At 44.7% G+C, this 20,293-nt stretch carries 19 protein-coding genes, 5 tRNA genes, 1 other RNA gene and 1 pseudogene; 10 read left to right on the top strand and 16 right to left on the bottom strand.

Annotation, left to right across the window (positions count from 1 at the left end):
- From rplY to F893_RS13420, 9 genes are all read right to left on the bottom strand, one after another.
- The gene (gene rplY, locus F893_RS13460) at positions 1-297 is read right to left on the bottom strand and encodes a 50S ribosomal protein L25 (protein ID WP_004645781.1); all 297 of its coding nucleotides are present in this window, start codon (positions 295-297) and stop codon (positions 1-3) included.
- Positions 298-395: 98 nt separating this feature from the next.
- On the bottom strand, positions 396-1,349 hold the full coding sequence (locus tag F893_RS13455; RefSeq protein WP_004280601.1) for a ribose-phosphate pyrophosphokinase: 954 nt from the start codon (positions 1,347-1,349) through the stop codon (positions 396-398).
- Between the two features lie 36 nt (positions 1,350-1,385).
- Positions 1,386-1,460, bottom strand: a tRNA-Gln gene (locus F893_RS13450).
- A 92-nt stretch (positions 1,461-1,552) separates the two neighbouring features.
- Positions 1,553-1,627 (bottom strand) — tRNA-Gln (locus F893_RS13445).
- An 18-nt stretch (positions 1,628-1,645) separates the two neighbouring features.
- Positions 1,646-1,720: transfer RNA gene (locus F893_RS13440), tRNA-Gln, on the bottom strand.
- Between the two features lie 26 nt (positions 1,721-1,746).
- A tRNA-Gln gene (locus tag F893_RS13435) sits at positions 1,747-1,821 on the bottom strand.
- A 2-nt stretch (positions 1,822-1,823) separates the two neighbouring features.
- On the bottom strand, positions 1,824-2,651 hold the full coding sequence (ispE, locus tag F893_RS13430) for a 4-(cytidine 5'-diphospho)-2-C-methyl-D-erythritol kinase (RefSeq protein ID WP_034436531.1): 828 nt from the start codon (positions 2,649-2,651) through the stop codon (positions 1,824-1,826).
- Positions 2,652-2,672: 21 nt separating this feature from the next.
- Entirely contained in the window at positions 2,673-3,251 is a 579-nt protein-coding gene (gene lolB / locus F893_RS13425) for a lipoprotein insertase outer membrane protein LolB (RefSeq protein WP_005252576.1), read from the bottom strand.
- 7 nt (positions 3,252-3,258) lie between these two features.
- A complete protein-coding gene (locus F893_RS13420) occupies positions 3,259-4,971 on the bottom strand; it encodes a tetratricopeptide repeat protein (protein ID WP_005252573.1) in 1,713 nt (570 codons plus the stop codon).
- A 79-nt stretch (positions 4,972-5,050) separates the two neighbouring features.
- Here F893_RS13420 and hemA point away from each other — a divergent pair, with 79 nt between their 5' ends.
- Entirely contained in the window at positions 5,051-6,340 is a 1,290-nt protein-coding gene (gene hemA / locus F893_RS13415) for a glutamyl-tRNA reductase (protein ID WP_005252572.1), read from the top strand.
- A gap of 139 nt (positions 6,341-6,479) precedes the next feature.
- On the opposite strand, the gene F893_RS13410 is transcribed toward hemA, so the two are convergent.
- The gene (locus F893_RS13410; RefSeq protein WP_005252568.1) at positions 6,480-8,402 is read right to left on the bottom strand and encodes a DNA primase; all 1,923 of its coding nucleotides are present in this window, start codon (positions 8,400-8,402) and stop codon (positions 6,480-6,482) included.
- A 225-nt stretch (positions 8,403-8,627) separates the two neighbouring features.
- Complete coding sequence (locus tag F893_RS13405) at positions 8,628-9,593, bottom strand: outer membrane protein assembly factor BamD (protein WP_005252566.1); 966 nt, start codon at positions 9,591-9,593, stop codon at positions 8,628-8,630.
- Between the two features lie 71 nt (positions 9,594-9,664).
- Here F893_RS13405 and rluD point away from each other — a divergent pair, with 71 nt between their 5' ends.
- From rluD to F893_RS13390, 3 genes are read left to right on the top strand one after another with little or no spacing between them, the layout of a single operon-like run.
- Entirely contained in the window at positions 9,665-10,717 is a 1,053-nt protein-coding gene (gene rluD, locus F893_RS13400; protein WP_005252563.1) for a 23S rRNA pseudouridine(1911/1915/1917) synthase RluD, read from the top strand.
- Between the two features lie 37 nt (positions 10,718-10,754).
- The gene (pgeF, locus tag F893_RS13395) at positions 10,755-11,495 is read left to right on the top strand and encodes a peptidoglycan editing factor PgeF (RefSeq protein WP_005252561.1); all 741 of its coding nucleotides are present in this window, start codon (positions 10,755-10,757) and stop codon (positions 11,493-11,495) included.
- A gap of 40 nt (positions 11,496-11,535) precedes the next feature.
- On the top strand, positions 11,536-12,096 hold the full coding sequence (locus F893_RS13390; RefSeq protein ID WP_005252559.1) for a flavodoxin family protein: 561 nt from the start codon (positions 11,536-11,538) through the stop codon (positions 12,094-12,096).
- 55 nt (positions 12,097-12,151) lie between these two features.
- On the opposite strand, the gene smpB is transcribed toward F893_RS13390, so the two are convergent.
- Positions 12,152-12,631, bottom strand: coding sequence for an SsrA-binding protein SmpB (smpB, locus tag F893_RS13385; RefSeq protein WP_004280586.1), 480 nt, complete (start codon positions 12,629-12,631; stop codon positions 12,152-12,154).
- A 139-nt stretch (positions 12,632-12,770) separates the two neighbouring features.
- On the opposite strand from smpB, the gene coaD reads away from it, so the two are divergent.
- The 5 genes and pseudogenes from coaD to F893_RS13365 all read left to right on the top strand — a co-directional run.
- Complete coding sequence (gene coaD / locus F893_RS13380) at positions 12,771-13,262, top strand: pantetheine-phosphate adenylyltransferase (protein ID WP_005252558.1); 492 nt, start codon at positions 12,771-12,773, stop codon at positions 13,260-13,262.
- A 1-nt stretch (position 13,263) separates the two neighbouring features.
- Complete coding sequence (locus tag F893_RS13375; protein ID WP_004280584.1) at positions 13,264-13,527, top strand: YfhL family 4Fe-4S dicluster ferredoxin; 264 nt, start codon at positions 13,264-13,266, stop codon at positions 13,525-13,527.
- 26 nt (positions 13,528-13,553) lie between these two features.
- Positions 13,554-13,931, top strand: an RNA gene (gene rnpB, locus F893_RS17175) — RNase P RNA component class A.
- Positions 13,932-14,003: 72 nt separating this feature from the next.
- A tRNA-Met gene (locus F893_RS13370) sits at positions 14,004-14,080 on the top strand.
- Between the two features lie 85 nt (positions 14,081-14,165).
- Positions 14,166-14,552, top strand: a pseudogene (locus tag F893_RS13365) (P-loop NTPase fold protein); the annotation flags it as partial.
- On the opposite strand, the gene F893_RS13360 reads toward F893_RS13365, so the two are convergent.
- Together F893_RS13360 and F893_RS13355 are read right to left on the bottom strand one after the other, a co-directional pair.
- A complete protein-coding gene (locus F893_RS13360; RefSeq protein ID WP_005252556.1) occupies positions 14,552-15,175 on the bottom strand; it encodes a CatB-related O-acetyltransferase in 624 nt (207 codons plus the stop codon). The pseudogene F893_RS13365 and the gene F893_RS13360 overlap by 1 nt on opposite strands.
- A gap of 107 nt (positions 15,176-15,282) precedes the next feature.
- Positions 15,283-15,687: a RidA family protein gene (locus F893_RS13355; protein WP_005252555.1), complete on the bottom strand. Its 405-nt coding sequence runs from the start codon at positions 15,685-15,687 to the stop codon at positions 15,283-15,285.
- Positions 15,688-15,823: 136 nt separating this feature from the next.
- Between F893_RS13355 and F893_RS13350 the strand changes: the two genes are divergently transcribed.
- Positions 15,824-16,417, top strand: a complete 594-nt coding sequence (locus F893_RS13350; protein WP_005252554.1) for a TetR/AcrR family transcriptional regulator — start codon at positions 15,824-15,826, stop codon at positions 16,415-16,417.
- A 72-nt stretch (positions 16,418-16,489) separates the two neighbouring features.
- On the opposite strand, the gene greA is transcribed toward F893_RS13350, so the two are convergent.
- Both greA and carB read right to left on the bottom strand, forming a co-directional pair.
- Positions 16,490-16,966, bottom strand: a complete 477-nt coding sequence (greA, locus tag F893_RS13345) for a transcription elongation factor GreA (RefSeq protein ID WP_005252553.1) — start codon at positions 16,964-16,966, stop codon at positions 16,490-16,492.
- Positions 16,967-17,057: 91 nt separating this feature from the next.
- Entirely contained in the window at positions 17,058-20,288 is a 3,231-nt protein-coding gene (gene carB / locus F893_RS13340; RefSeq protein ID WP_005252552.1) for a carbamoyl-phosphate synthase large subunit, read from the bottom strand.
- Between the last annotated feature and the right edge of the window lie 5 nt (positions 20,289-20,293).

Below are 20,293 nucleotides of genomic sequence, written 5' to 3'. Positions count from 1 at the left end.
TTATGCGCGTTTGAAGTCAGCGTGCATTGGTGTGTTTTTAGCTGGGTGACGTTGTAACGCTTGGATTTTCACGCTTTCAACTTTACCGTCTACATCAATTTCGATAACTTCTTCAAAGAATGAATTGTTTTCTAAGAATTTAACAAGCTGACGAAGCTCAACAGTAATTGCTACAGGAGCAGCTTCACCACCGTAGATGATTGCAGGAACTTTAGCTTGAAGACGAAGGCGGCGGCTCGCACCTTTCCCTTGAACTGCTTCTTCACGTGCTGCTGCGTTTAATACGAAGTTTGCCATGATAGACATCCTATTTAAGTTAAATGAACCAGACTTGCGACCAGTCTGGTGAGTAAAAGCCCTACCAAATGGCAGGGCTTTGAAAATTCAGCGCTCTATTATAGATAAGAATCGAACATTGCGCTAATAGATTCTTCGTTGTTAATACGACGAATCGTTTCGGCAACCATACTGGCTACTGAAACCTGGCGAATCTTGCCCAGTGCTAAAGCTTCATCAGAAAGAGGAATGGTATCAGTCACAACCAGTTCATCAATCACAGAATTCTTTAAGTTTTCAATCGCTTTACCAGAAAGTACTGGATGCGTTGCATACGCAACAACCTTGCGAGCACCGAAAGTTTTCAATGCATCAGCAGCTTTGCATAGCGTACCAGCAGTATCTACCATGTCATCAACAATGACACAATCACGATCTTTTACATCGCCAATCAAATGCATCACTTGTGATTCATTCGCTTTTTGACGACGCTTATCGATGATTGCAAGATCGATATCGCCCATTTGTTTCGCAACAGCACGTGCACGCACGACACCACCTACGTCAGGTGAAACCACCATCAGATTGTGATGCGATTGTTGACGCAAGTCAGCAAGTAGCGCTGGTGTACCGTAGATGTTGTCTACAGGGATATCGAAGAAGCCTTGGATCTGGTCAGCGTGCAAGTCGATCATTACAACACGGTCAACGCCTACAGTAGTGAGCATGTCTGCTACAACTTTTGCAGTAATTGGAACACGTGCTGAACGTGGACGACGGTCTTGACGAGCATAACCAAAATAAGGAATCACGGCAGTAATACGACCCGCACTTGCACGACGCAAAGCATCAGCCATCACCAAGATTTCCATTAGGTTATCATTAGTTGGGGCACAAGTAGGTTGTACGATAAATACGTCTTTACCACGAACGTTCTCAGTAATCTCGACAGCAATTTCACCGTCAGAGAACTGACCTACAGAGGCAGCGCCTAGAGGAATATGTAAGTGACTTACGACTTTTTGAGCGAATTGTGGATGCGCAGATCCACTAAAAACGACAAGATTGGGCATGAAGCACCCTTGGCGGTTGGGATATATGGGAATAGATGGCAGGGGTAGCTGGATTCGAACCAACGGATGCCGAGATCAAAACCCGGTGCCTTACCACTTGGCGATACCCCTAATGCGGCAGAACTTTAATATTTTTGCGGTAAAGTGTCAAGGTAAATTAACAGTCTTACAGCAAATGAGTGTTCTGTCTTTTTTCGAGAAAATGGCAGGGGCGGCTGGATTCGAACCAACGGATGCCGAGATCAAAACCCGGTGCCTTACCACTTGGCGACGCCCCTAATTTGATGACTGTAAGATGGCAGGGGTAGCTGGATTCGAACCAACGGATGCCGAGATCAAAACCCGGTGCCTTACCACTTGGCGATACCCCTAATACAGTACATCTACAGGTGAAAAATGGCAGGGGTAGCTGGATTCGAACCAACGGATGCCGAGATCAAAACCCGGTGCCTTACCACTTGGCGATACCCCTATCTACACTTTAAACTGAACTAAAGGTGATTCTTGTAAACTGTTGACCAGGTAAGCTTTACATGGTGCATTTGCAAGAATATCTTCAATATTCAGATTTTCAGTGACTTCAATAAACACACAAGCACCTGTACCTGTAAGCTTTGCTTTTCCGAACTGGTCGAGATATTGCATTGCTTCATCGACTTCAGGATATAAGCTTCTTGCCAGTGGCTCAAAGTTATTTCCAAAATCAGATGGCGTTTCCTGATAGGCGCAAAATTTAGTGCTCTTCGTGTCTCTTGTCAATGCTTTTTGCGAAAAAAGCAGTTGAGTGCTGATAAAACAATCAGGTTTTAACACAATGAATTTTTTTTGATCTAAGTCTATGAATGTTAAGTGTTCGCCAATACCTTCAGCCCAGGCATTTTTGCCATGCACAAATATTGGCACATCTGCGCCCAGCTTGACCCCGAGATCTGCCAGTTGTTCAACATTTAAACCGCACTGCCAGAGCTGGTTCAGCACAATCAGGGTCGTCGCAGCATTGGAAGAGCCGCCACCGAGACCTGCACCCATCGGGATATTTTTTTCCAGACGAATTTTTAGTTCGCAAGGCGTTTTGGCATAGGGCTTCAACAACTGTATCGCCCGATAGATTAAGTTCTGTTGCAGATCGACTGAGGCCAGACCTTCTATCTGAATCGCATCATTAGCGCTTTGTTCAAACTCCAGCCAGTCATACAGGTCAATCAGCTGAAAAATACTTTGCAGTTCATGATAGCCATTTTCACGGCGACCGGTGATATGTAAAAACAAATTCAGTTTAGCAGGTGAGGGAACACGAATCATCATGGGCTGGAATCAGGTCAATTAACGGTTTTCAATGATCATTGTAATACGGTTTTCCGCGCCATTTCCAAGTGACTGCTTTAAAATCAAACGGTTTGGCATTTTGGCCTGCGCATTATAATTGAGATCGACTGTCCAGCCCTGTTCGATAATCTGGTTAATCCGCTGTGTATCGTCTTTTTGTAATTTGGCAGTCGTGGTGGCAGGGCGGGCTTGTACCCAATCGACTAAATAACTGATTGGCGCTTGCCAGCCGGTTGCGCGTTGCAGTAATTCCTCGGCAGTTGCGGCCTGAATCAGACCTGTTTTGGCACTGTTTAAGGTCACTTGTCCCGGTGTGCCAGAAATCTGGGTTTTACCGACGCCTAAGATACCGCTGAGCTCAATATCGAATTCTTCCTGCTGTTGTACCCAGGTAAAGAATGCGCTGCCAGTCTGTTGAGGGGTACGAACGCCAATTTTACCTTGCAGCTGAAATTGATTCTCTGCCTGTACAGACGGGGTGGCAGGCGCTTGAGGCTTGATCATCTGCTGACAGCCAGTTAAAAATAAAGCAGTGGCTGCAAAGGCACAGCAGCCCAATTGGCTCAAATTGCGCATAAATTAATTAACTCGTTTTGGTTTGTGGTGCTAACAATAGCGAATTAAGTTGTTTCAATTCTGGGTCATTTGGATGGTTTTGTTGTAATTGTTGTAACACTTGGTGGAATTGTTGTAGATCACCTTTCATGTACAAGGAACGGGCATAACGCACGCCAATCTTCACATTCGGATTCAATTGATAGGCTTTGTATAACACATCCGCAGCTGTGGTGAAGTCATTCTGTAAATAACAGATATAACCATAGGTATCCAGAATCGATGCCTGTTCTGGTGCATATTCTAGTGCCTGTTCGACATAGCGGCGTGCTTCTTCGAGGCGACGGTTTTGCATCGCCAGGGTATAGGCATAGGCATTCAGATAGGTCGGACTGTTCGGTTCAATTTTAAGTAAAGTGCTGAGTAGTTCATCCAGCTTGACGCGATCCTGATGGGGATCCAGCAACAGAACTTGCGAATAGACCAGTTCAGGGTCATCCGGCAGGTTTTTGCTGGCTTCTTCCAACAGGCGAATCGCAGCTTTTTTATTCTGCATGCGCGTCAAAATATCCGCCTGAGCTAGATAGAGGAAGCTGGCATGTTGTGGATAATTCACCCTTTCCTGGGTTAAGAAACGCAGCGCATCATGCAGCTTATCCTGCTGGGCGAAAATCGAGATCATGTTGCGACGTGAGACGGTGTAAAGACTGCCATCGACCAGACGATAATAAGCTTTCGCCGTTTCATAATGCTGTTTGCGTTCTGCATTGACCGCCAGATAATAATAAGCTTCATTTTGATACTGCGCAGAATAACGCAGTTCGACCAGATATTTTTCGGCTTTCTCGTATTCTTCCAGGTCGATACTGGTTAGTCCGGCAATAAACAGGGCTTCTTCGGCAGTCGGCCATTTTTTTAGAATGTCTTGCAGTTTTTTTAGCGCCAAAGTCGCTTCGTTCAGCTTGACCAGATATTTGACTTCGGACAGACGTACATCCAGATTATTGCGGTGTTTACGGCTGGATTTTTCATACCATTGCAGTGTCGCCTGAGTATCGCCGAGTGCATTGAGCAGATTGGCCTTCATCAGGATATAGCCGGTCGCATTCGGACGTTTTTTTAAGGCGCGGTTAACTGTATTTAAAGCCTGTTCAAGCTGACCATTTTGTGCTTCCAGACCGGCCACTAGCACCAGAATAGATGGATTGTCCTTGGCTTTAGTGGTGCTTAAGGCCTGAATCAGATAAGTACGATCCTCTGTGCCTTCCGGTGAAATTCCGGCGAGAATTTCTTCCAGATCGGCACTGTCATCAATTTGCAGGATTTTTTCTAAGGTCTCAGCAGCCAGCTCATATTCATGCGCTTTAAGGGCAATATGTGATAAATAAAATAAAGCAGGGACGTCTTGTGGCTCTTGTACCACCCAGTGCGTGGAGATATCTAGTGCTGCCTGTAGGTCATCATGTTCCAGCGCGACATTCAGTGCACGCTGCTTGACTGAAGTGGAATTGCTCTTGATCGCCAGCACCGTATAGTTGTGCAAAGCAGTCGGAATGTCATGTGCAGCGATGGCAAACTCAGCCATCATACTTTGTTTTATCGCATCATAATTTTGATTTGCATGGTAAACTGCTTCCGCTGCATAAAGATGCGCAGTCGAAGCCATGCTACCCACCAGTAGGAATGTGGTAGAATATTGCTTAATTGTAGGGCCGTTGATACGGCTAATTGTTTGACGCAATTTTTTATTGATCCAAGTAATGCTTTTTATGACACCGATGTTGCACAATAGCATAAATTTAGTGAAATGATGACCTGATATGTCTTTCTTTGCATTGGGTGTCAACCATCAAACTGCCTCTGTAGAACTGCGCGAACAAGTGGCGTTTAACCCTGAAAAGTTAAGTGCCATTCTTGCCGAGCAAAGCCAACACCCTGAACTGAACGACATGGTGGTGGTGTCTACATGTAACCGGACCGAAGTTTACGCCATGTCTGACAATGCTGACATGGTGCTGAACTGGCTCGCCCAGAAAAATGGGGTGGATGTCAAACAACTGCAACATCATGTCTATCGTTATGAAAATGCTCAAGCGGTGACGCATCTGATGCGTGTTGCCAGTGGTCTGGATTCACTGATGCTAGGTGAACCACAAATTCTGGGGCAGGTCAAAACCGCACTTTCTCTGGCCAAAGACTCTCATACCGTTTCGCAAAACCTGAACCGCATTTTTGAATATGCTTTTTATGCCGCTAAACGTGTGCGTTCGGAAACGGCTGTCGGTAGTCATGCGGTCTCGATGGGCTATGCGGTAGCACAACTTGCCTTGCAAGTGTTTAGTCACCCGGACAAGCTGACCATTATGGTGGTGGCAGCTGGAGAGATGAACAGTCTGGTGGCTAAGCATCTTGCAGAAATGGGTGTGGGCAAGATCATCATCTGTAACCGTACCCGCGAACGTGCAGACATTCTGGCGCAGGAAATTGCACATCGGGTTGAGGTCGAAATTATCGACTTTGACCAGTTAGCTGCCAACTTGCATCGTGCCGATGTCATTTCCAGTTGTACCGGCAGTTTGCATCAGGTGATTCACTATCCTGATATCAAGGCAGCATTAAAGAAACGCCGTTACCAGCAGATGCTGCTGGTCGATCTGGCAGTGCCACGCGATATTGATGCCAAAGTAGAAAGCCTGGATGGGGTTTATCTATATGGGGTCGATGATCTGCAAACGGTGATTGAAGAAAATCTGGCGCAGCGCCGTCAGGCGGCGGTTGAAGCCGAGCTGATGGTGAATCAGCTGGCCACTGAACTGATGACCCAGCAAAAGGTCAAACAGGCCGGGGCGACCATTCATGCCTACCGTGACCACGGGGAAACATTACGTCAGGAAGAATTGTCACTGGCAATGCAGCGAATTGCCAAGGGCGAAAAGGCAGACATTGTACTGGCCGAGTTTTCGCATCGCTTAACTCAAAAACTGTTGCATCCAACCTCTATTGTGCTGCGTGAGGCGGCCAAAGCAGAAGATCCTGCCTATTTTGAGCTGTTGCAGGAAGAACTGGGCAATGTAGTCGCGAAACGTCGTAAATCCAGGCATTCGTTTTAATCAGCATGATGAGAAGCTTGGTTCTTTGCTGATTTGTACTTCAACATAAAACCCAGCCTGATTATTTGAGAAAATTATAAATAATAATGTGAGCTAGCAGTGACTTCATTGGATTCAAAAGAATCAATAATTTGAAAAATTAATCTTCTAACAGGGTCATTGAGCGTTTGCGGTCAATCTCATAAATCTGCATTTTCAGGTTTTTCATTTCTGCAATACTGTTAAATTTCTTGGATTTAATCTTGTTTTTTAAACACTGATATTGCAGCTTGGTTGAAAAATCAGCCGCGAGCTTATCGGCCTGTTCCGGCGATGAGGTGTAATCGCTGACATTGGCATGCTGCAGAATATGCTGCAGTTCATGATGATGGGCTGCGCAGGCACCGAGCACATAATAGATCGACAGTTCAGGATCATCCGGCAAGTCATCAAAAATCACATTCAGAATATTCAAAATCTTAAACAGCAACTGATCTTCCGCTACTAGCGCGCGCAGTGGTTCAAAATGAATATACAGATAAGGATGATTCATCAAGATCGCAATCACATATTCTTCAGCATCAATTTTGGTACTAAAGCTTAAAGATGCATCTGTATTGACCTTAGGTTGCCATTTACGATTAAAGCCCAGTTTTTCACGGAAAAATTGCTGCAGCAGATAACGGAAGGAGCCGTGTTTGGGCAGTAATTCGGTCAGATTTTTTAGTTCACCCATAACCTGACTCTTGCCTTCTGGGGTGGTGATATCCTGATTTTGGGTCAGATGGGCAAACACGAAGTCCGACATCAACGGTGCCTGATCCAGCAAGCGTCTGAAGTTTTCTATCCCTTCACGGCGGATCAATGAATCTGGGTCATGGTCAGCGGGCAAAACAAAGAACTTCAGCTCTCGGCCATCATTCAGCAGGGGCAGGGCAATGTCTAAGGTACGGCGCGCTGCTTTTTGACCGGCAGCATCCCCATCAAAGGCAATGGTCAGCCGGTTGCTCTGCTTGAACAGAATATTCAGGTGGTCGGTATTACTCGCTGTACCTAAAGTTGCTACTGCGCCATGAATGCCATATTGCTGAAGCGCAATCACATCCATATAGCCTTCGACCATCAGCCATTCTTGGGCTTTCTGTTTGCGGCCCTCATAGAGGCCATACAGCAACTGGTTTTTATGGAAGACCTCAGAATCTGGCGAGTTAATATATTTAGGCTTAATCTCGTCATTCAGGGCACGGCCGCCAAAACCAACTACACGACCCTTGGTATCACGGATCGGGAAAATCACCCGTTCACGCAGCAGATCAAAATCACGGCCACTGTCGCTGGTACGAATCAGACCTAAAAGTTTTAAGCCTTCAATATCCTGAGGAAAGGCTTTTTCCAGATGTTGCCAGTCTTCGGGCGCATAGCCTAAGCGCCAATAGGCAATGGTTTCTGCAGTCAGACCACGCTGTTTAAAGTATTGCTGGGCACTCGGGCTGTTGGGTAACTGGCGTTCATAGAACTGTGCAATATTTTCCAGCAGGTCGTAGAGATTACCGTCTTGCTGAACTTCTGCCATGGGCAGGTGTTCAAAAGAAGCAAAAGGGTCACCATAAAAATCCTGTTCGACTGCCTGAAACTCTGCAAATGGGTCAAAACTCGCCGTAGATGCAGCACTATTATTTTCTGTTACTGCATTATTTTGTTGCGGCTGAGCTTGTGGTGCCGCTTGAGCAGGCGCAATTTTGAGCTTGGCTGCTTCACGTTTATATTTTAATTTATTGGAATCGGTGTTGTCTTTAGGCAGTTCGATACCGGTCTGACTGGACAGGTCTTTCATCACTTCGACGAAATTACGGCTGCCAATATCCATTAAAAAACGGATGGCATTACCGTTGGCCTGACAGCCAAAACAGTGAAAATACTGTTTGTCACGATAGACGTGGAAAGATGGTGATTTTTCCTGATGAAAAGGGCAGCAGCCTGAATAGGTACGGCCTGTTTTTTTCAGTTTTACGAATTGACCAATCACATCGACAATATCGGTGCGATCGAGAATCTGATCAATCGTATGTTGAGGAATGGCCATGGTCTGCTGAGCTTCTCGTGCTGGTATCTAAGGTCTAAATCACTGAAAAAATGAAAATAGTCTGGCTGAACATTGAATATTTCAAGTTCCTTTGTATACCTTTTGCACGTTTTGTTCAAGCCTTGGCCAGACAACGCAAAAGGGCAAGTATAATACCTTGCCCTTGAGGAAAATGCACCTGTAAAGCGCTGTCTTATTTGCTGATACTGCCGGACTTATTTAGCTTTATTCAGCCGTTTTAGGACGATCCAGCAAACCAAATGAAATGCGATTGGTGATGCTGCGCTTTTCAGTTTCTGGCGTATCCGATTGTGCATCGGTGTCGGTTACAGTTTTGGCTTCTTTACCAAAAATACCCAGTGTCGCGCGGTTAAAGAAACTGCTTTCGCTCCGCGCTGCACGCAGATTCACCGTACCATCTGATTTCACCAGATTCGGATAATTCAGCTTTAAAACATCCACATATTGCTGAGAAGTCGCTTTATCACCTAGCTGATCATAGCCATAAGCAACTGTTGCGAGTGCTTCCGGAATCTGCGCAGTTTGAGGATAATGCTCAATCACCCACAAGCCACGTTCAACTGCTGCCAGATACGCCTTACGCTTGATGTTAAAACGTGCTGCATTCATTTCATGCTCAGCCAGTTCCTGACCGATAAACTGCATACGCTGTGCGGCATCGACTGCATAGGTACTCGACGGATAGCGGCGAATGAAATCAACAAAATTCTGGTAAGCTACTTTCAGGTAGCTGACATCACGATGCGATTGTTTCAGTGAGGTATAACGCAGCAGGCCGTTATAGTTCTGTTCCATATTGGCGACACCGCGTACATAGTAAGCATAATCGACATTTGGATGTTGCGGGTTCAGACGGATAAAACGCTCTGCCAGTACAACCGCACCTTCATAATCTTTTTGCTGGAATTTTACATACAACAGTTCAAGCTGCGCCTGAGGGGCATACTGACTGGTCGGGAAATAAGTTTCCAGCGCTTCTAACTGTTTTGCTGCATCGGTATATTGATTACGATCTAGCGCTTTCTGTGCTTTTTGAATATAAACCTGTTCGCTAGATTCCGGACCTTTATCCACGACTTCTTTTTTTGGATTACTGCTACAGCCTACCATTGCCGATGCAATGCCTAATGTCACAGCAAGCATTGTCATTTTATAATGTGGTAGCGACATAAAAATTCCTCTGTTAATACGGGCAATGAGCTACAATTGCACTATTAAACCACTTTTGTCTGAATGAGCAAATGAGTCAAGCACAATCTTCCAATTCTAATATCCCTGATACTGATTTCAATTTACTTGAAGATTCTGAGGATGCAGATAACCATACTTCAGAAGCAACTGCAACACGTTTATCGTTGCAATTTCAACTGGATGAAACTTATATCGGGCAACGGATCGACCAGATTGCCGCAATGGTCTGGAGCGATTTTTCTCGAGAAAAATTAAAGCAATGGATTAAAGATGGCAATTTATTGGTGAATGGTCAACCGGTTAAGCCGAAATTTAAAAGTGATGGTTTTGAAACCCTGACTTTAAATGTTGAGCTTGAAGCGCAAACGCGCAGTCTGCCGGAAGATATTCCACTGGACATCATCTATGAAGATGATGACATTATGGTCATCAACAAACCAGTCGGTATGGTGGTACATCCGGGCGCTGGCAATAGTTCTGGCACCTTGGTCAATGCTTTATTGCATCACTATCCGAAATCAGCTGAACTGGCGCGTGCAGGTCTGGTACATCGTATCGATAAAGACACCAGCGGTCTGTTAGTCGTCGCCAAAAATCTGGAAGCACAATTTGCCTTAAGCAAACAGCTTGAGAAAAAATCAGTATATCGCCTGTATGACTTGGTGGTTTACGGCAATATTATTGCTGGCGGTACCATTGATGAACCAATCAAACGCCATCCGGTGGATCGTGTGAAAATGACCATACTTCCAGGTGGTAAAGACGCGGTGACGCATTACAATGTCAAAGAGCGTTTCCAGCATTTTACCCGTGTTCAAGCCCGTCTGGAAACTGGACGTACCCATCAGATCCGTGTGCATTTTAGCTATATCGGCTTTGGCTTGGTGGGCGATCAGGTGTATATGCCACGTGTCCGTATGCCTGCAGGTGCATCGCAATTATTAGATGATACTTTGCGTGGCTTCAAGCGTCAGGCTTTGCATGCTGTACAACTCGGTCTGACCCATCCGCGTACCAAAGAAGAAATGACCTTTGAAGCACCGTGGCCGGAAGACTTTGCCAATCTGGTTGAAGTGCTGCGTACCGAAAACAAAGCCTATTAATCTTTTTATTTAGCTCGCGTCAAAGCAAGGAATCGAGATGCAATTTGTACCAGGACTTCCACAAGGTGTGTATGTCGGCCAGACTCGCGTTCACCATGCGAAAGTACAGCCATCCGCACAGCCTGAGCTTGCAGGTTTTAACTTGGCCTTGCATGTGCAGGATAATGCGCTACGGGTACAACAGCATCGTATGGCTTTATTGCAGGATTTCGCTGCCTTTGGCGTAGATAAGATTACCTGGATGACCCAGACGCATAGCACCATTTGTCATAGCATTAATGAGCAGATGCCATTTACCGCACTGGTCGGAGATGGTCTGGTGACGCAGCGCAAGGTGCATGCCTTGATGATGATGACTGCAGACTGTTTACCTGTAGTAATGGGGAATGCGAAAGGTACGGAAGTTGCCAATTTGCATGCTGGTTGGCGTGGTCTGGCGGGTGGAATTGTTGAAAATACCATTGCCGCCATGCAAACTCCGCCGACTTGGGCCTGGCTCGGGGCAGCAATTAGCCAGCCTTGTTTTGAAATTGGCACTGAAGTAAAAGCGGCTTTTTGTAGTAAATATCCTGAACTGGACAGTGCATTTCAGGCCGGTGAGCAGGCAGGTAAATATTATGCCGACCTGTATGCGATTGCGCGTTATATCTTGCAGCAACATGGCATAAATACCGTATTGGGTGGGGAGCAGTGTTCTTATCGTCAAGCAGATGAGTATTTTTCTTATCGCCGTGAGCCAAAAACAGGGCGTATGGCGACATTCGTGTTTATGGCATGAAAATGTTAAACTTAACTGAATTTTTTGGCTTTTGAGCGTTATGTCCCTATCTTCCAAATCTGTTGCGATTGTTTATCACAGTCCTTATGGACACACGGCTAAAGTGGCAAATTTTATTGCCGATGGTGCACGGGAAACCGGTGTTCAGGTGCATATGATGAATGTCGAACATATAGACTGGGATGTACTAGACGCCGCCGATGCAATTATCTTTGGTTGTCCGACCTATATGGGTAGCCTGACCTCTGCCATGAAGCTGTTTATGGAGCAATCCTCTAAGCGCTGGCTGGCACGTAGCTGGCACGGAAAACTGGCAGCGGCTTTTACCAATGGTGGCGGACTTAGTGGTGACAAGCTGGCGGTCCTGCAGCAAATCAACCTGTTTGCCATGCAGCACGGGATGTTGTGGAGTGGATTGCCATTAATGCCGACAGGACGTGCCGTCACGGATCTGAACCGGATGTCGAGCTTTTTGGGTTTAATGACCCAGTCAGATAACGCACCGGTAGAAGTGACCCCACCTGAAGGCGATTTAAAAACTGCGTTCTGGTTTGGTGAATATATTGCTTTGACTCTAGCGCGTTTAAATAGCCATACTTAAAACCATAAAAAAACCTCCAAATGCGGAGGTTTTTTTATATTCAACTTTTAATCCATTATTTATGGAAAATTCGCGCTTTATCACGTTGCCAGTCACGGTCTTTTTCGGTGGCACGTTTGTCATGAAGCTGCTTACCTTTCACCAGAGCAATTTCCAGCTTGGCATGTGGACCTTTCCAGTAGCAGGCCAATGGAACGCAGGAATAACCTTTCTGATTAATTGCACCCATCAACTTTTCAATTTCACGGCGATTCAGCAACAGCTTGCGGGTACGAGTTGCTTCAGGCACCACATGGGTTGAAGCGCTTAATAAGGGCTGAACCTGTGCACCAAACAAGAACGCTTCACCATTTTTAAAGGTAATATAACTTTCTACGATGGTCATACGACCAGCACGCATTGATTTGACTTCCCAGCCTTTTAATGAAAGCCCCGCTTCAAATTTCTCTTCAATAAAATAATCGTGGCGGGCACGTTTATTCAGTGCAATGGTACCGCCATTATTTTTTTTTACTACAATAGATGCTTTCGCCATAATCTGATACTTCCAAACGTGCTGCTATTGTACCGCAACTAGAAATAAGGTGAAGTTTTTTAAATTAATGAGGATTATTCACCAAAAAAACAAGTTTTTGCTAAAATAAGATTCTACATAACAAACAGAGTACAAATGGATGTCTAAAACTCGTGTGATTTATCCGGGGACTTTTGATCCAATTACTAATGGACATATTGATTTGGTAACCCGCGCAGCGCGAATGTTTGATGAAGTCGTAGTGGCGATTGCCATCGGTCATCATAAAAATCCGGTATTTAGTCTGGAAGAGCGTGTCGCATTGGCAAAAGAGTCATTGGGTCATTTGGACAATGTTGAATTTGTAGGTTTTGATGGTTTGCTCGTCAATTTTTTCCGTGAGCAAAAGGCGACTGCTGTATTGCGTGGTTTGCGTGCAGTGTCTGATTTTGAGTACGAATTTCAGCTGGCAAATATGAACCGTCAGCTGGACTCCCACTTTGAAGCGGTATTTTTAACCCCTTCAGAGCAATATTCTTTTATTTCATCCACTTTGGTGCGTGAAATTGCTCGATTAAGAGGTGATGTAACCAAGTTTGTACCACCAAACGTGGTTGCGGCCTTCGAGCGTAAACTTCAACAAGGTTGGTAGCGTGTCTTTATATATCACCGATGAATGTATTAACTGTGATGTCTGTGAACCTGTATGCCCGAATGAGGCCATCTATATGGGTGAACTCATTTATGAGATTCATCCAGATTTATGTACAGAGTGCGTCGGACATCATGATCAACCACAGTGCCAGTTGTTCTGTCCGGTGGATTGTATTCCACTAGATCCGAATCATGTCGAAACGCAGGAACAGCTGCAAGCCAAGTATGAAAAACTGACTGCTCAAAAAACATCAAGCAATTAGTCTCGATATTTGATACTATGCCGCTCGAAGTGAGCCAGACGATCGCTGCTGTGGAGATCTCCGTGATTGAAGCAGGGGAGGAAAGTCCGGGCTTCATAGGGCAAGGTGCCAGGTAACGCCTGGGCGGTGCAAACCGACGGCAAGTGCAGCAGAGAGAAGACCGCCTTCATTATGTTTTCGAGCAATCGGAATCGGAGGTAAGGGTGAAAGGGTGCGGTAAGAGCGCACCGCATGGCTGGTAACAGTTCATGGCGAGGTAAACCCCACCGGAAGCAAGACCAAATAGGAATCCATTAGGCATGGCCCATGCTGGATTCGGGTAGGTCGCTTGAGCGCATGAGTGATTGTGCGCCTAGAGGAATGATCGTTCACGACAGAACCCGGCTTATCGGCTCACTTCAACAAATTTTGATCAAACAGCACAATATGGGGTTGACGTGATTTACAGAAAATCCCATAATGCGCGCACAGTTTAAGGCTATGTAGCTCAGTTGGTTAGAGCACCGCACTCATAATGCGGGGGTCACAAGTTCAAGTCTCGTCATAGCCACCATATTCTGAAAAAACCCACTCCGATTGAGTGGGTTTTTTTATGCCTTTAAAAATTAAAATGAATATAATGAATGAATTGTAAACGAATGAAATTTAATAAAATGACTATAGATCAAATAAATTGGCAGAAAGATAATTTTGAGAATATTCAAACAGCTTGGGAAGGTGATTTCTGGGATCGACGTCGCTTGGGTGAACAACTGACTAACTATGTTGATCGTCTACAATGTGGTGCTGTTTTAGCTTTGGATGCTCGTTGGGGTGAAGGAAAAACATGGTTTGTAAGGCATTGGGCAAAGCATTTAGATGATACGAAACATAACGTTATTTATTTGGATGCGTTTGCAAATGATTATTTAGATGATCCTTTTCTAACAATTGCAGCTGAAATTAGCCAAGCTTTTAAAGATTCTGATGAAATTGGTATTGAAGAGATTAATGATTTTAATTCAAAGACTGCCTCAGTGTTAATCTATAATTGATGAAAATATTTAACTAATTTTTCCACATCATCCGTCTGCAACTGCTCGCGCATTTTTAAAAACTGCTTTTCATCTATATCATAGATTTTTAGAGAGAGTACTTTTTCTATATCTTCTTGTGGAAAACGGTATTTAATAATTTTTGCAGGTACACCACCAACTACAGCATAAGGCGGTACGTCTTTAGCGACTACTGCACCTGTTGCCACCACAGCACCTTCACCCAGCTTTACACCTTGCATAATCATGGCACGAGAACCAATCCAGCAACCATCACCAATCACTGTATCACCAGCAGGCACAAAACTGCGTGTATCGAACGGAAACGCTGAAATCCAATCGGTACGGTGTAACTGGTTACCTCCCATCATAATTACGCATTCAGCACCAAAACAGACAAAATTGCCGATATAGAGCTGGTCAATCGGCTTATCAGGCGTAGATGGCTTGTCATGTAAATAACGCACCACACAGCGCTCAAAGCCCTGATCCCAATAGGCTGAATAATAAGAATAATTCCCTTTGATATGAATGTTGGGATTCTTCACCGTTTTTGAGATGAACTCAAATTCACACCAATGATTCACAGGAGAATTAATTAACTTTTCAGCCATAAGGAAGATACAAAAAAATAGTGAATAAGAAATTATACCTAATCGGCGTTTAAACTTGCTGAATAATCTCTAAAAGATACTCAAGCGAGTGCGAATAACGCAAATGATTAGACTGGTGTAGACGCTGTAGGAATACGGGCAATCACTTTAATCTCAAAATCAAAACCTGCCAGCCAAGTCACGCCAACAGCTGTCCAATTAGGATAAGGCTTTTGCTTAAACACTTGTTGTTTAACTTTTATAATGCTTTCAAATTGCTGCTCTGGGTCAGTGTGAAATGTGGTGACATCGACAATATCATCGAAGCTACAACCAGCTGCTGCCAATGTCGCAGCTAGATTTTCAAAAGCCCGTTCTACCTGTTTCTCGAAATCTGGTTCAGGTGAACCATCCTCACGGCTACCGACCTGACCAGAAACAAAAAGTAAGTCTTCCGATTTGATCGCAGCAGAATAACCATGCTGTTCATACAGGGCATGGCGGTCTTGGGGAAATATCGCAGTTCTAGTCATGTCTATTCTCATTCAATATCTAATTTATCAGTGAGTGAAAGCAACTTGACTTTCACATACGCTTCGTATGTAAACATAATTGACATACGGTCCGTATGTCAATTAAAATTTTTATAATGATAAGGTAAAGTAATTCATGTCTGTTCGTGAACAAAAGATGGCGGAAACCCGCAAGAAACTGATAGAAGTGGCACGCCGTGCGTTTGCGGAATATGGTTATGCTGGCACTTCAATGGATAAGCTCACGGCAGAAGCAGGGCTGACTCGTGGTGCGCTGTATCATCATTTTGGTGATAAAAAAGGCTTATTTGCTGCAGTGGTCGACCAGATCGATTCGGAAATGGCTTCATCTGCGCAGCAACATCTGGAGCAGCCTGATGATCTGTGGGAAGGATTGATGCTGGAAGGGCGGACCTATATTCAAAATGCCTTAAACTCTGAATTCCAGCGCATTGTATTGCGCGATGGGCCTGCGGTATTGGGTGATCCTGCACACTGGCCAAGTCAAAACAGATGTTTGCAGTCCACGCGTGAATGTGTTGAGCAATTATTGGTAGCAGATCGAATTAAAACAGTTGATCCGGAAGCTGCTGCGGTATTTTTAAATGGTGCTGCAATGAATGCAGCCCTCTGGGTGGCTTCTAGCGAACATCCTGAGCAGGTACTCCCTGAGGCTTTACATGCATTTAATTTATTTGCATCGGGGTTTTTAAAAGAAGCCCAGAGCTAATTCGTTTGTAGGAAGCAGATAAAGGTAAAAAACCCCTCAATCGAGGGGCTTTAAATTAAACAGCTTTAAATTTTAAAGATATTCAACTTTCACAATTTCGTATTCAACTTCACCGTTTGGTGTATTGATTTTCACATCGTCGCCTTCGTTTTTACCTAAAAGACCACGTGCAATTGGCGAGTTCACAGAGATCTTGTTAATCTTAAAGTCTGCTTCGTCATCACCTACAATTTTATAGGTTTTCTGTTCTTCAGTATCCAGATTTTCAATCGTGACCGTTACACCAAAAACCACACGACTATTCTGTTCAAGTTCTTTTACGTCGATCACCTGAGCTGCACCCAGTTTGCCTTCGATGTCCTGAATACGACCTTCACAGAAGCCTTGCTGTTCACGTGCTGCATGGTATTCTGCATTTTCTTTTAAGTCGCCGTGTTCACGCGCTTCTGCAATTGAAGCTGTGATACGTGGACGATCCACTGTTTTCAGTTGGTGTAATTCTTTCTCTAAGGCAATTTTGCCTTCAGGTGTCATAGGATAACGTTGCATGTTGTCCCTCAAAAGTCAGTTGAAAGATATAAAATCTATAAATAAAAAAAAGCCCGCCACCAAGAAGGTGGCGGGACTTCTTGGAAGTGAATTAACCTTTAGTTAGGTCTTGCAAACGATATACATCCATCGGCAATTTAATTGCTAAAGCTTGGCATACTGCATCCGCACCATTCAATGTAGTTGTGTTATACACTTTACCTTGAAGTGCTGAACGACGGATCGAGAATGAGTCTTCTTGTGCCTTTTTGCCTTCAGTCGTGTTAATCACAAGGTGGATTTCGCCGTTTTTAATACGGTCCACAATGTTAGGACGACCTTCAGTTACTTTATTGACACGTTCACATTCAAGACCAGCATCGCTAATCACTTTAAATGTACCATCAGTTGCAAGAATCTTGAAGCCTAGGTCAATCAATTGTTTTGCGATACCAGCCGCACGTGGTTTATCAGAATCACGTACAGAGATAAATGCGTGTTTCACTTCGCCTTCAGTTGGAAGACCTGGTAAACGCTCATTTGCACCTAAAACAGCTTTATAGAACGCTTCACCAAATGTTTTACCAACGCCCATCACTTCGCCAGTCGATTTCATCTCAGGGCCAAGGATCGGGTCAACACCAGGGAATTTGTTGAACGGGAACACTGCTTCTTTGACAGAGAAGTGCTCAGGAATAATCTCAGTTGTGAAGCCTTGCGACTCAAGAGATTGACCAGCCATGCAACGTGCAGCAACTTTCGCTAAAGATTCGCCGATACACTTAGAAACGAATGGCACAGTACGAGACGCACGTGGGTTCACTTCCAAGATGTAAACATCTTCACCTTTGACAGCAAACTGAACGTTCATCAAACCGATTACGCCAAGCTCTTTTGCCATCGCCACAGTTTGACGACGCATTTCGTCCTGAATCTCTTTAGATAGAGAGTAAGGAGGAATTGAACATGCCGAGTCACCTGAATGAATACCCGCTTGTTCGATGTGCTGCATGATGCCGCCGATTACAACGTCTTTACCATCAGATACGCAGTCTACGTCAACTTCGATCGCATCATCTAAGAAACGGTCAAGCAGAACAGGTGCTTCGTTTGATGCTTGAACCGCATCACGTAAGTAGCGTTTGAGTTCTTCATCGTTGTACACGATTTCCATCGCACGACCACCAAGCACGTAAGAAGGACGTACCACTAATGGATAGCCTACTTTAGACGCTTCAGCCATACCTTCTTCAGCAGATTTTACAATGCTGTTGTTTGGTTGACGAAGTTGCAGACGTTGAATCATTTGCTGGAAACGTTCACGGTCTTCTGCACGGTCAATCGCGTCAGGTGATGTACCAATGATTGGCGCACCGGCTTCTTCTAGAGCACGAGCCAATTTCAAAGGTGTTTGACCACCGTACTGAACGATAATGCCTTTAGGCTTCTCGATACGTACGATTTCTAAAACGTCTTCTAAAGTGATTGGTTCGAAGTACAAACGATCAGATGTATCATAGTCAGTAGAAACTGTTTCAGGGTTACAGTTCACCATGATGGTTTCATAGCCGTCTTCACGCATTGCAAGAGCAGCGTGTACACAGCAGTAATCGAATTCGATACCTTGACCAATACGGTTAGGACCGCCACCGATCACCATGATCTTGTCTTTCGCAGACGGATTGGCTTCACACTCTTCATCGTAAGTTGAGTACATGTAAGCTGTATCAGATTCGAATTCTGCAGCACATGTATCGACACGTTTGTAAACTGGAGTTACGCCCAGGTTCCAACGATGTTTACGGAATTGCTTTTGTGAAATACCCATCAAGTCTGCAATGCGAAGATCTGATAAACCTTTACGTTTGAATCCACGGATGTTGTCCGCATTCAAGTCGCCAAAACCTAAAGTTTTGATTTGGTTTTCAGTTTTGATGATGTCTTCGATTTGAATCAAGAACCAGCGGTCAATGTTCGTTGCAGCGAATACTTCGTCTAAAGTAAAGCCGTGACGGAATGCATCGCCCACGTACCAGATACGCTCTGGACCTGGCACTTTAAGTTCTTGCAAGATTTTGTCGCGCGCGCCTTCAGCACCCACTTCAACCTTTTCGTCAAAACCAGAAGCGCCCACTTCAAGACCACGAAGGGCTTTTTGTACAGATTCCTGGAAGTTACGGCCAATCGCCATCACTTCACCGACAGATTTCATCTGAGTCGTCAGTGTCGCATCAGCTTGTGGGAATTTTTCGAAGTTGAAACGAGGAATCTTGGTTACAACGTAGTCGATTGCAGGTTCGAACGATGCAGGCGTTGTACCGCCAGTAATGTCGTTTTTCAACTCATCAAGGGTATAACCTACAGCCAGTTTCGCTGCGATTTTTGCAATCGGGAAACCAGTTGCTTTAGAAGCAAGTGCAGATGAACGTGATACACGTGGGTTCATCTCGATCACGACCATACGACCAGTATTTGGACAAATACCGAACTGTACGTTAGAACCACCTGTTTCAACACCAATTTCACGAAGAACTGCTAGAGAAGCGTTACGTAGTAACTGGAATTCTTTATCTGTAAGCGTTTGAGCAGGGGCAACAGTGATTGAGTCACCAGTGTGTACGCCCATTGGATCAAAGTTTTCAATGGTACATACAATGATACAGTTGTCGTTTTTGTCACGAACAACTTCCATCTCGTATTCTTTCCAGCCAATTAAAGATTCATCAATCAATAATTGTTTAGTCGGAGAAAGATCGAAACCACGTTCACAAATCTCGATAAATTCTTCTTTGTTGTATGCGATACCGCCACCAGAACCACCCATGGTGAATGATGGACGGATAATTACTGGGAAGCCGAAACGTGCTTGAATTTCTAAAGCATGTTCCATTGACTCAGCAACGTCAGCTTTTGGACATTCAAGACCAATTTTACGCATTGCCTGGTCGAACAGTTTACGGTCTTCAGCTTTTTCAATCGCTTCTTTGGTTGCACCGATCAATTCAACATTGAATTTCTCTAAAATGCCGTGCTCATCGAGGGCAAGGGCACAGTTCAATGCCGTTTGACCACCCATGGTTGGAAGAACAGCATCTGGACGTTCTTTCTCAATGATCGCTGCAACAGTTTGCCAAGTAATTGGCTCAATGTAAGTTGCATCCGCCATGGTTGGGTCGGTCATGATGGTCGCTGGGTTCGAGTTGACCAAAATAACGCGGTAACCTTCTTCACGAAGGGCTTTACATGCTTGAGCACCTGAGTAGTCAAACTCACATGCTTGACCGATGACAATCGGACCAGCACCAATAATCAAGATGCTTTTAATGTCAGTACGTTTAGCCATGATGC

This window comes from Acinetobacter sp. CIP 102136 (assembly GCF_000369685.1).
Taxonomy (GTDB): domain Bacteria; phylum Pseudomonadota; class Gammaproteobacteria; order Pseudomonadales; family Moraxellaceae; genus Acinetobacter; species Acinetobacter fasciculus.
Note: the sequence above shows the minus strand (reverse complement) of the source record. Positions and strands in the feature narration are given on the sequence as shown.

Excerpts from the sequence above, each read along its gene's own strand:
- coaD (WP_005252558.1), top strand. The coding sequence starts at position 12,771 with ATGTCTAAAACTCGTGTGATTTATCCGGGGACTTTTGATCCAATTACT.
- F893_RS13360 (WP_005252556.1), bottom strand. The coding sequence starts at position 15,175 with ATGGCTGAAAAGTTAATTAATTCTCCTGTGAATCATTGGTGTGAATTT.
- smpB (WP_004280586.1), bottom strand. The coding sequence starts at position 12,631 with ATGGCGAAAGCATCTATTGTAGTAAAAAAAAATAATGGCGGTACCATT.
- F893_RS13350 (WP_005252554.1), top strand. The coding sequence starts at position 15,824 with ATGTCTGTTCGTGAACAAAAGATGGCGGAAACCCGCAAGAAACTGATA.
- F893_RS13410 (WP_005252568.1), bottom strand. The coding sequence starts at position 8,402 with ATGGCCATTCCTCAACATACGATTGATCAGATTCTCGATCGCACCGAT.
- rplY (WP_004645781.1), bottom strand. The coding sequence starts at position 297 with ATGGCAAACTTCGTATTAAACGCAGCAGCACGTGAAGAAGCAGTTCAA.
- F893_RS13455 (WP_004280601.1), bottom strand. The coding sequence starts at position 1,349 with ATGCCCAATCTTGTCGTTTTTAGTGGATCTGCGCATCCACAATTCGCT.
- carB (WP_005252552.1), bottom strand. The coding sequence starts at position 20,288 with ATGGCTAAACGTACTGACATTAAAAGCATCTTGATTATTGGTGCTGGT.
- F893_RS13355 (WP_005252555.1), bottom strand. The coding sequence starts at position 15,687 with ATGACTAGAACTGCGATATTTCCCCAAGACCGCCATGCCCTGTATGAA.
- ispE (WP_034436531.1), bottom strand. The coding sequence starts at position 2,651 with ATGATTCGTGTTCCCTCACCTGCTAAACTGAATTTGTTTTTACATATC.
- hemA (WP_005252572.1), top strand. The coding sequence starts at position 5,051 with ATGTCTTTCTTTGCATTGGGTGTCAACCATCAAACTGCCTCTGTAGAA.
- F893_RS13405 (WP_005252566.1), bottom strand. The coding sequence starts at position 9,593 with ATGTCGCTACCACATTATAAAATGACAATGCTTGCTGTGACATTAGGC.
- pgeF (WP_005252561.1), top strand. The coding sequence starts at position 10,755 with ATGCAATTTGTACCAGGACTTCCACAAGGTGTGTATGTCGGCCAGACT.
- rluD (WP_005252563.1), top strand. The coding sequence starts at position 9,665 with ATGAGTCAAGCACAATCTTCCAATTCTAATATCCCTGATACTGATTTC.
- greA (WP_005252553.1), bottom strand. The coding sequence starts at position 16,966 with ATGCAACGTTATCCTATGACACCTGAAGGCAAAATTGCCTTAGAGAAA.
- lolB (WP_005252576.1), bottom strand. The coding sequence starts at position 3,251 with ATGCGCAATTTGAGCCAATTGGGCTGCTGTGCCTTTGCAGCCACTGCT.
- F893_RS13390 (WP_005252559.1), top strand. The coding sequence starts at position 11,536 with ATGTCCCTATCTTCCAAATCTGTTGCGATTGTTTATCACAGTCCTTAT.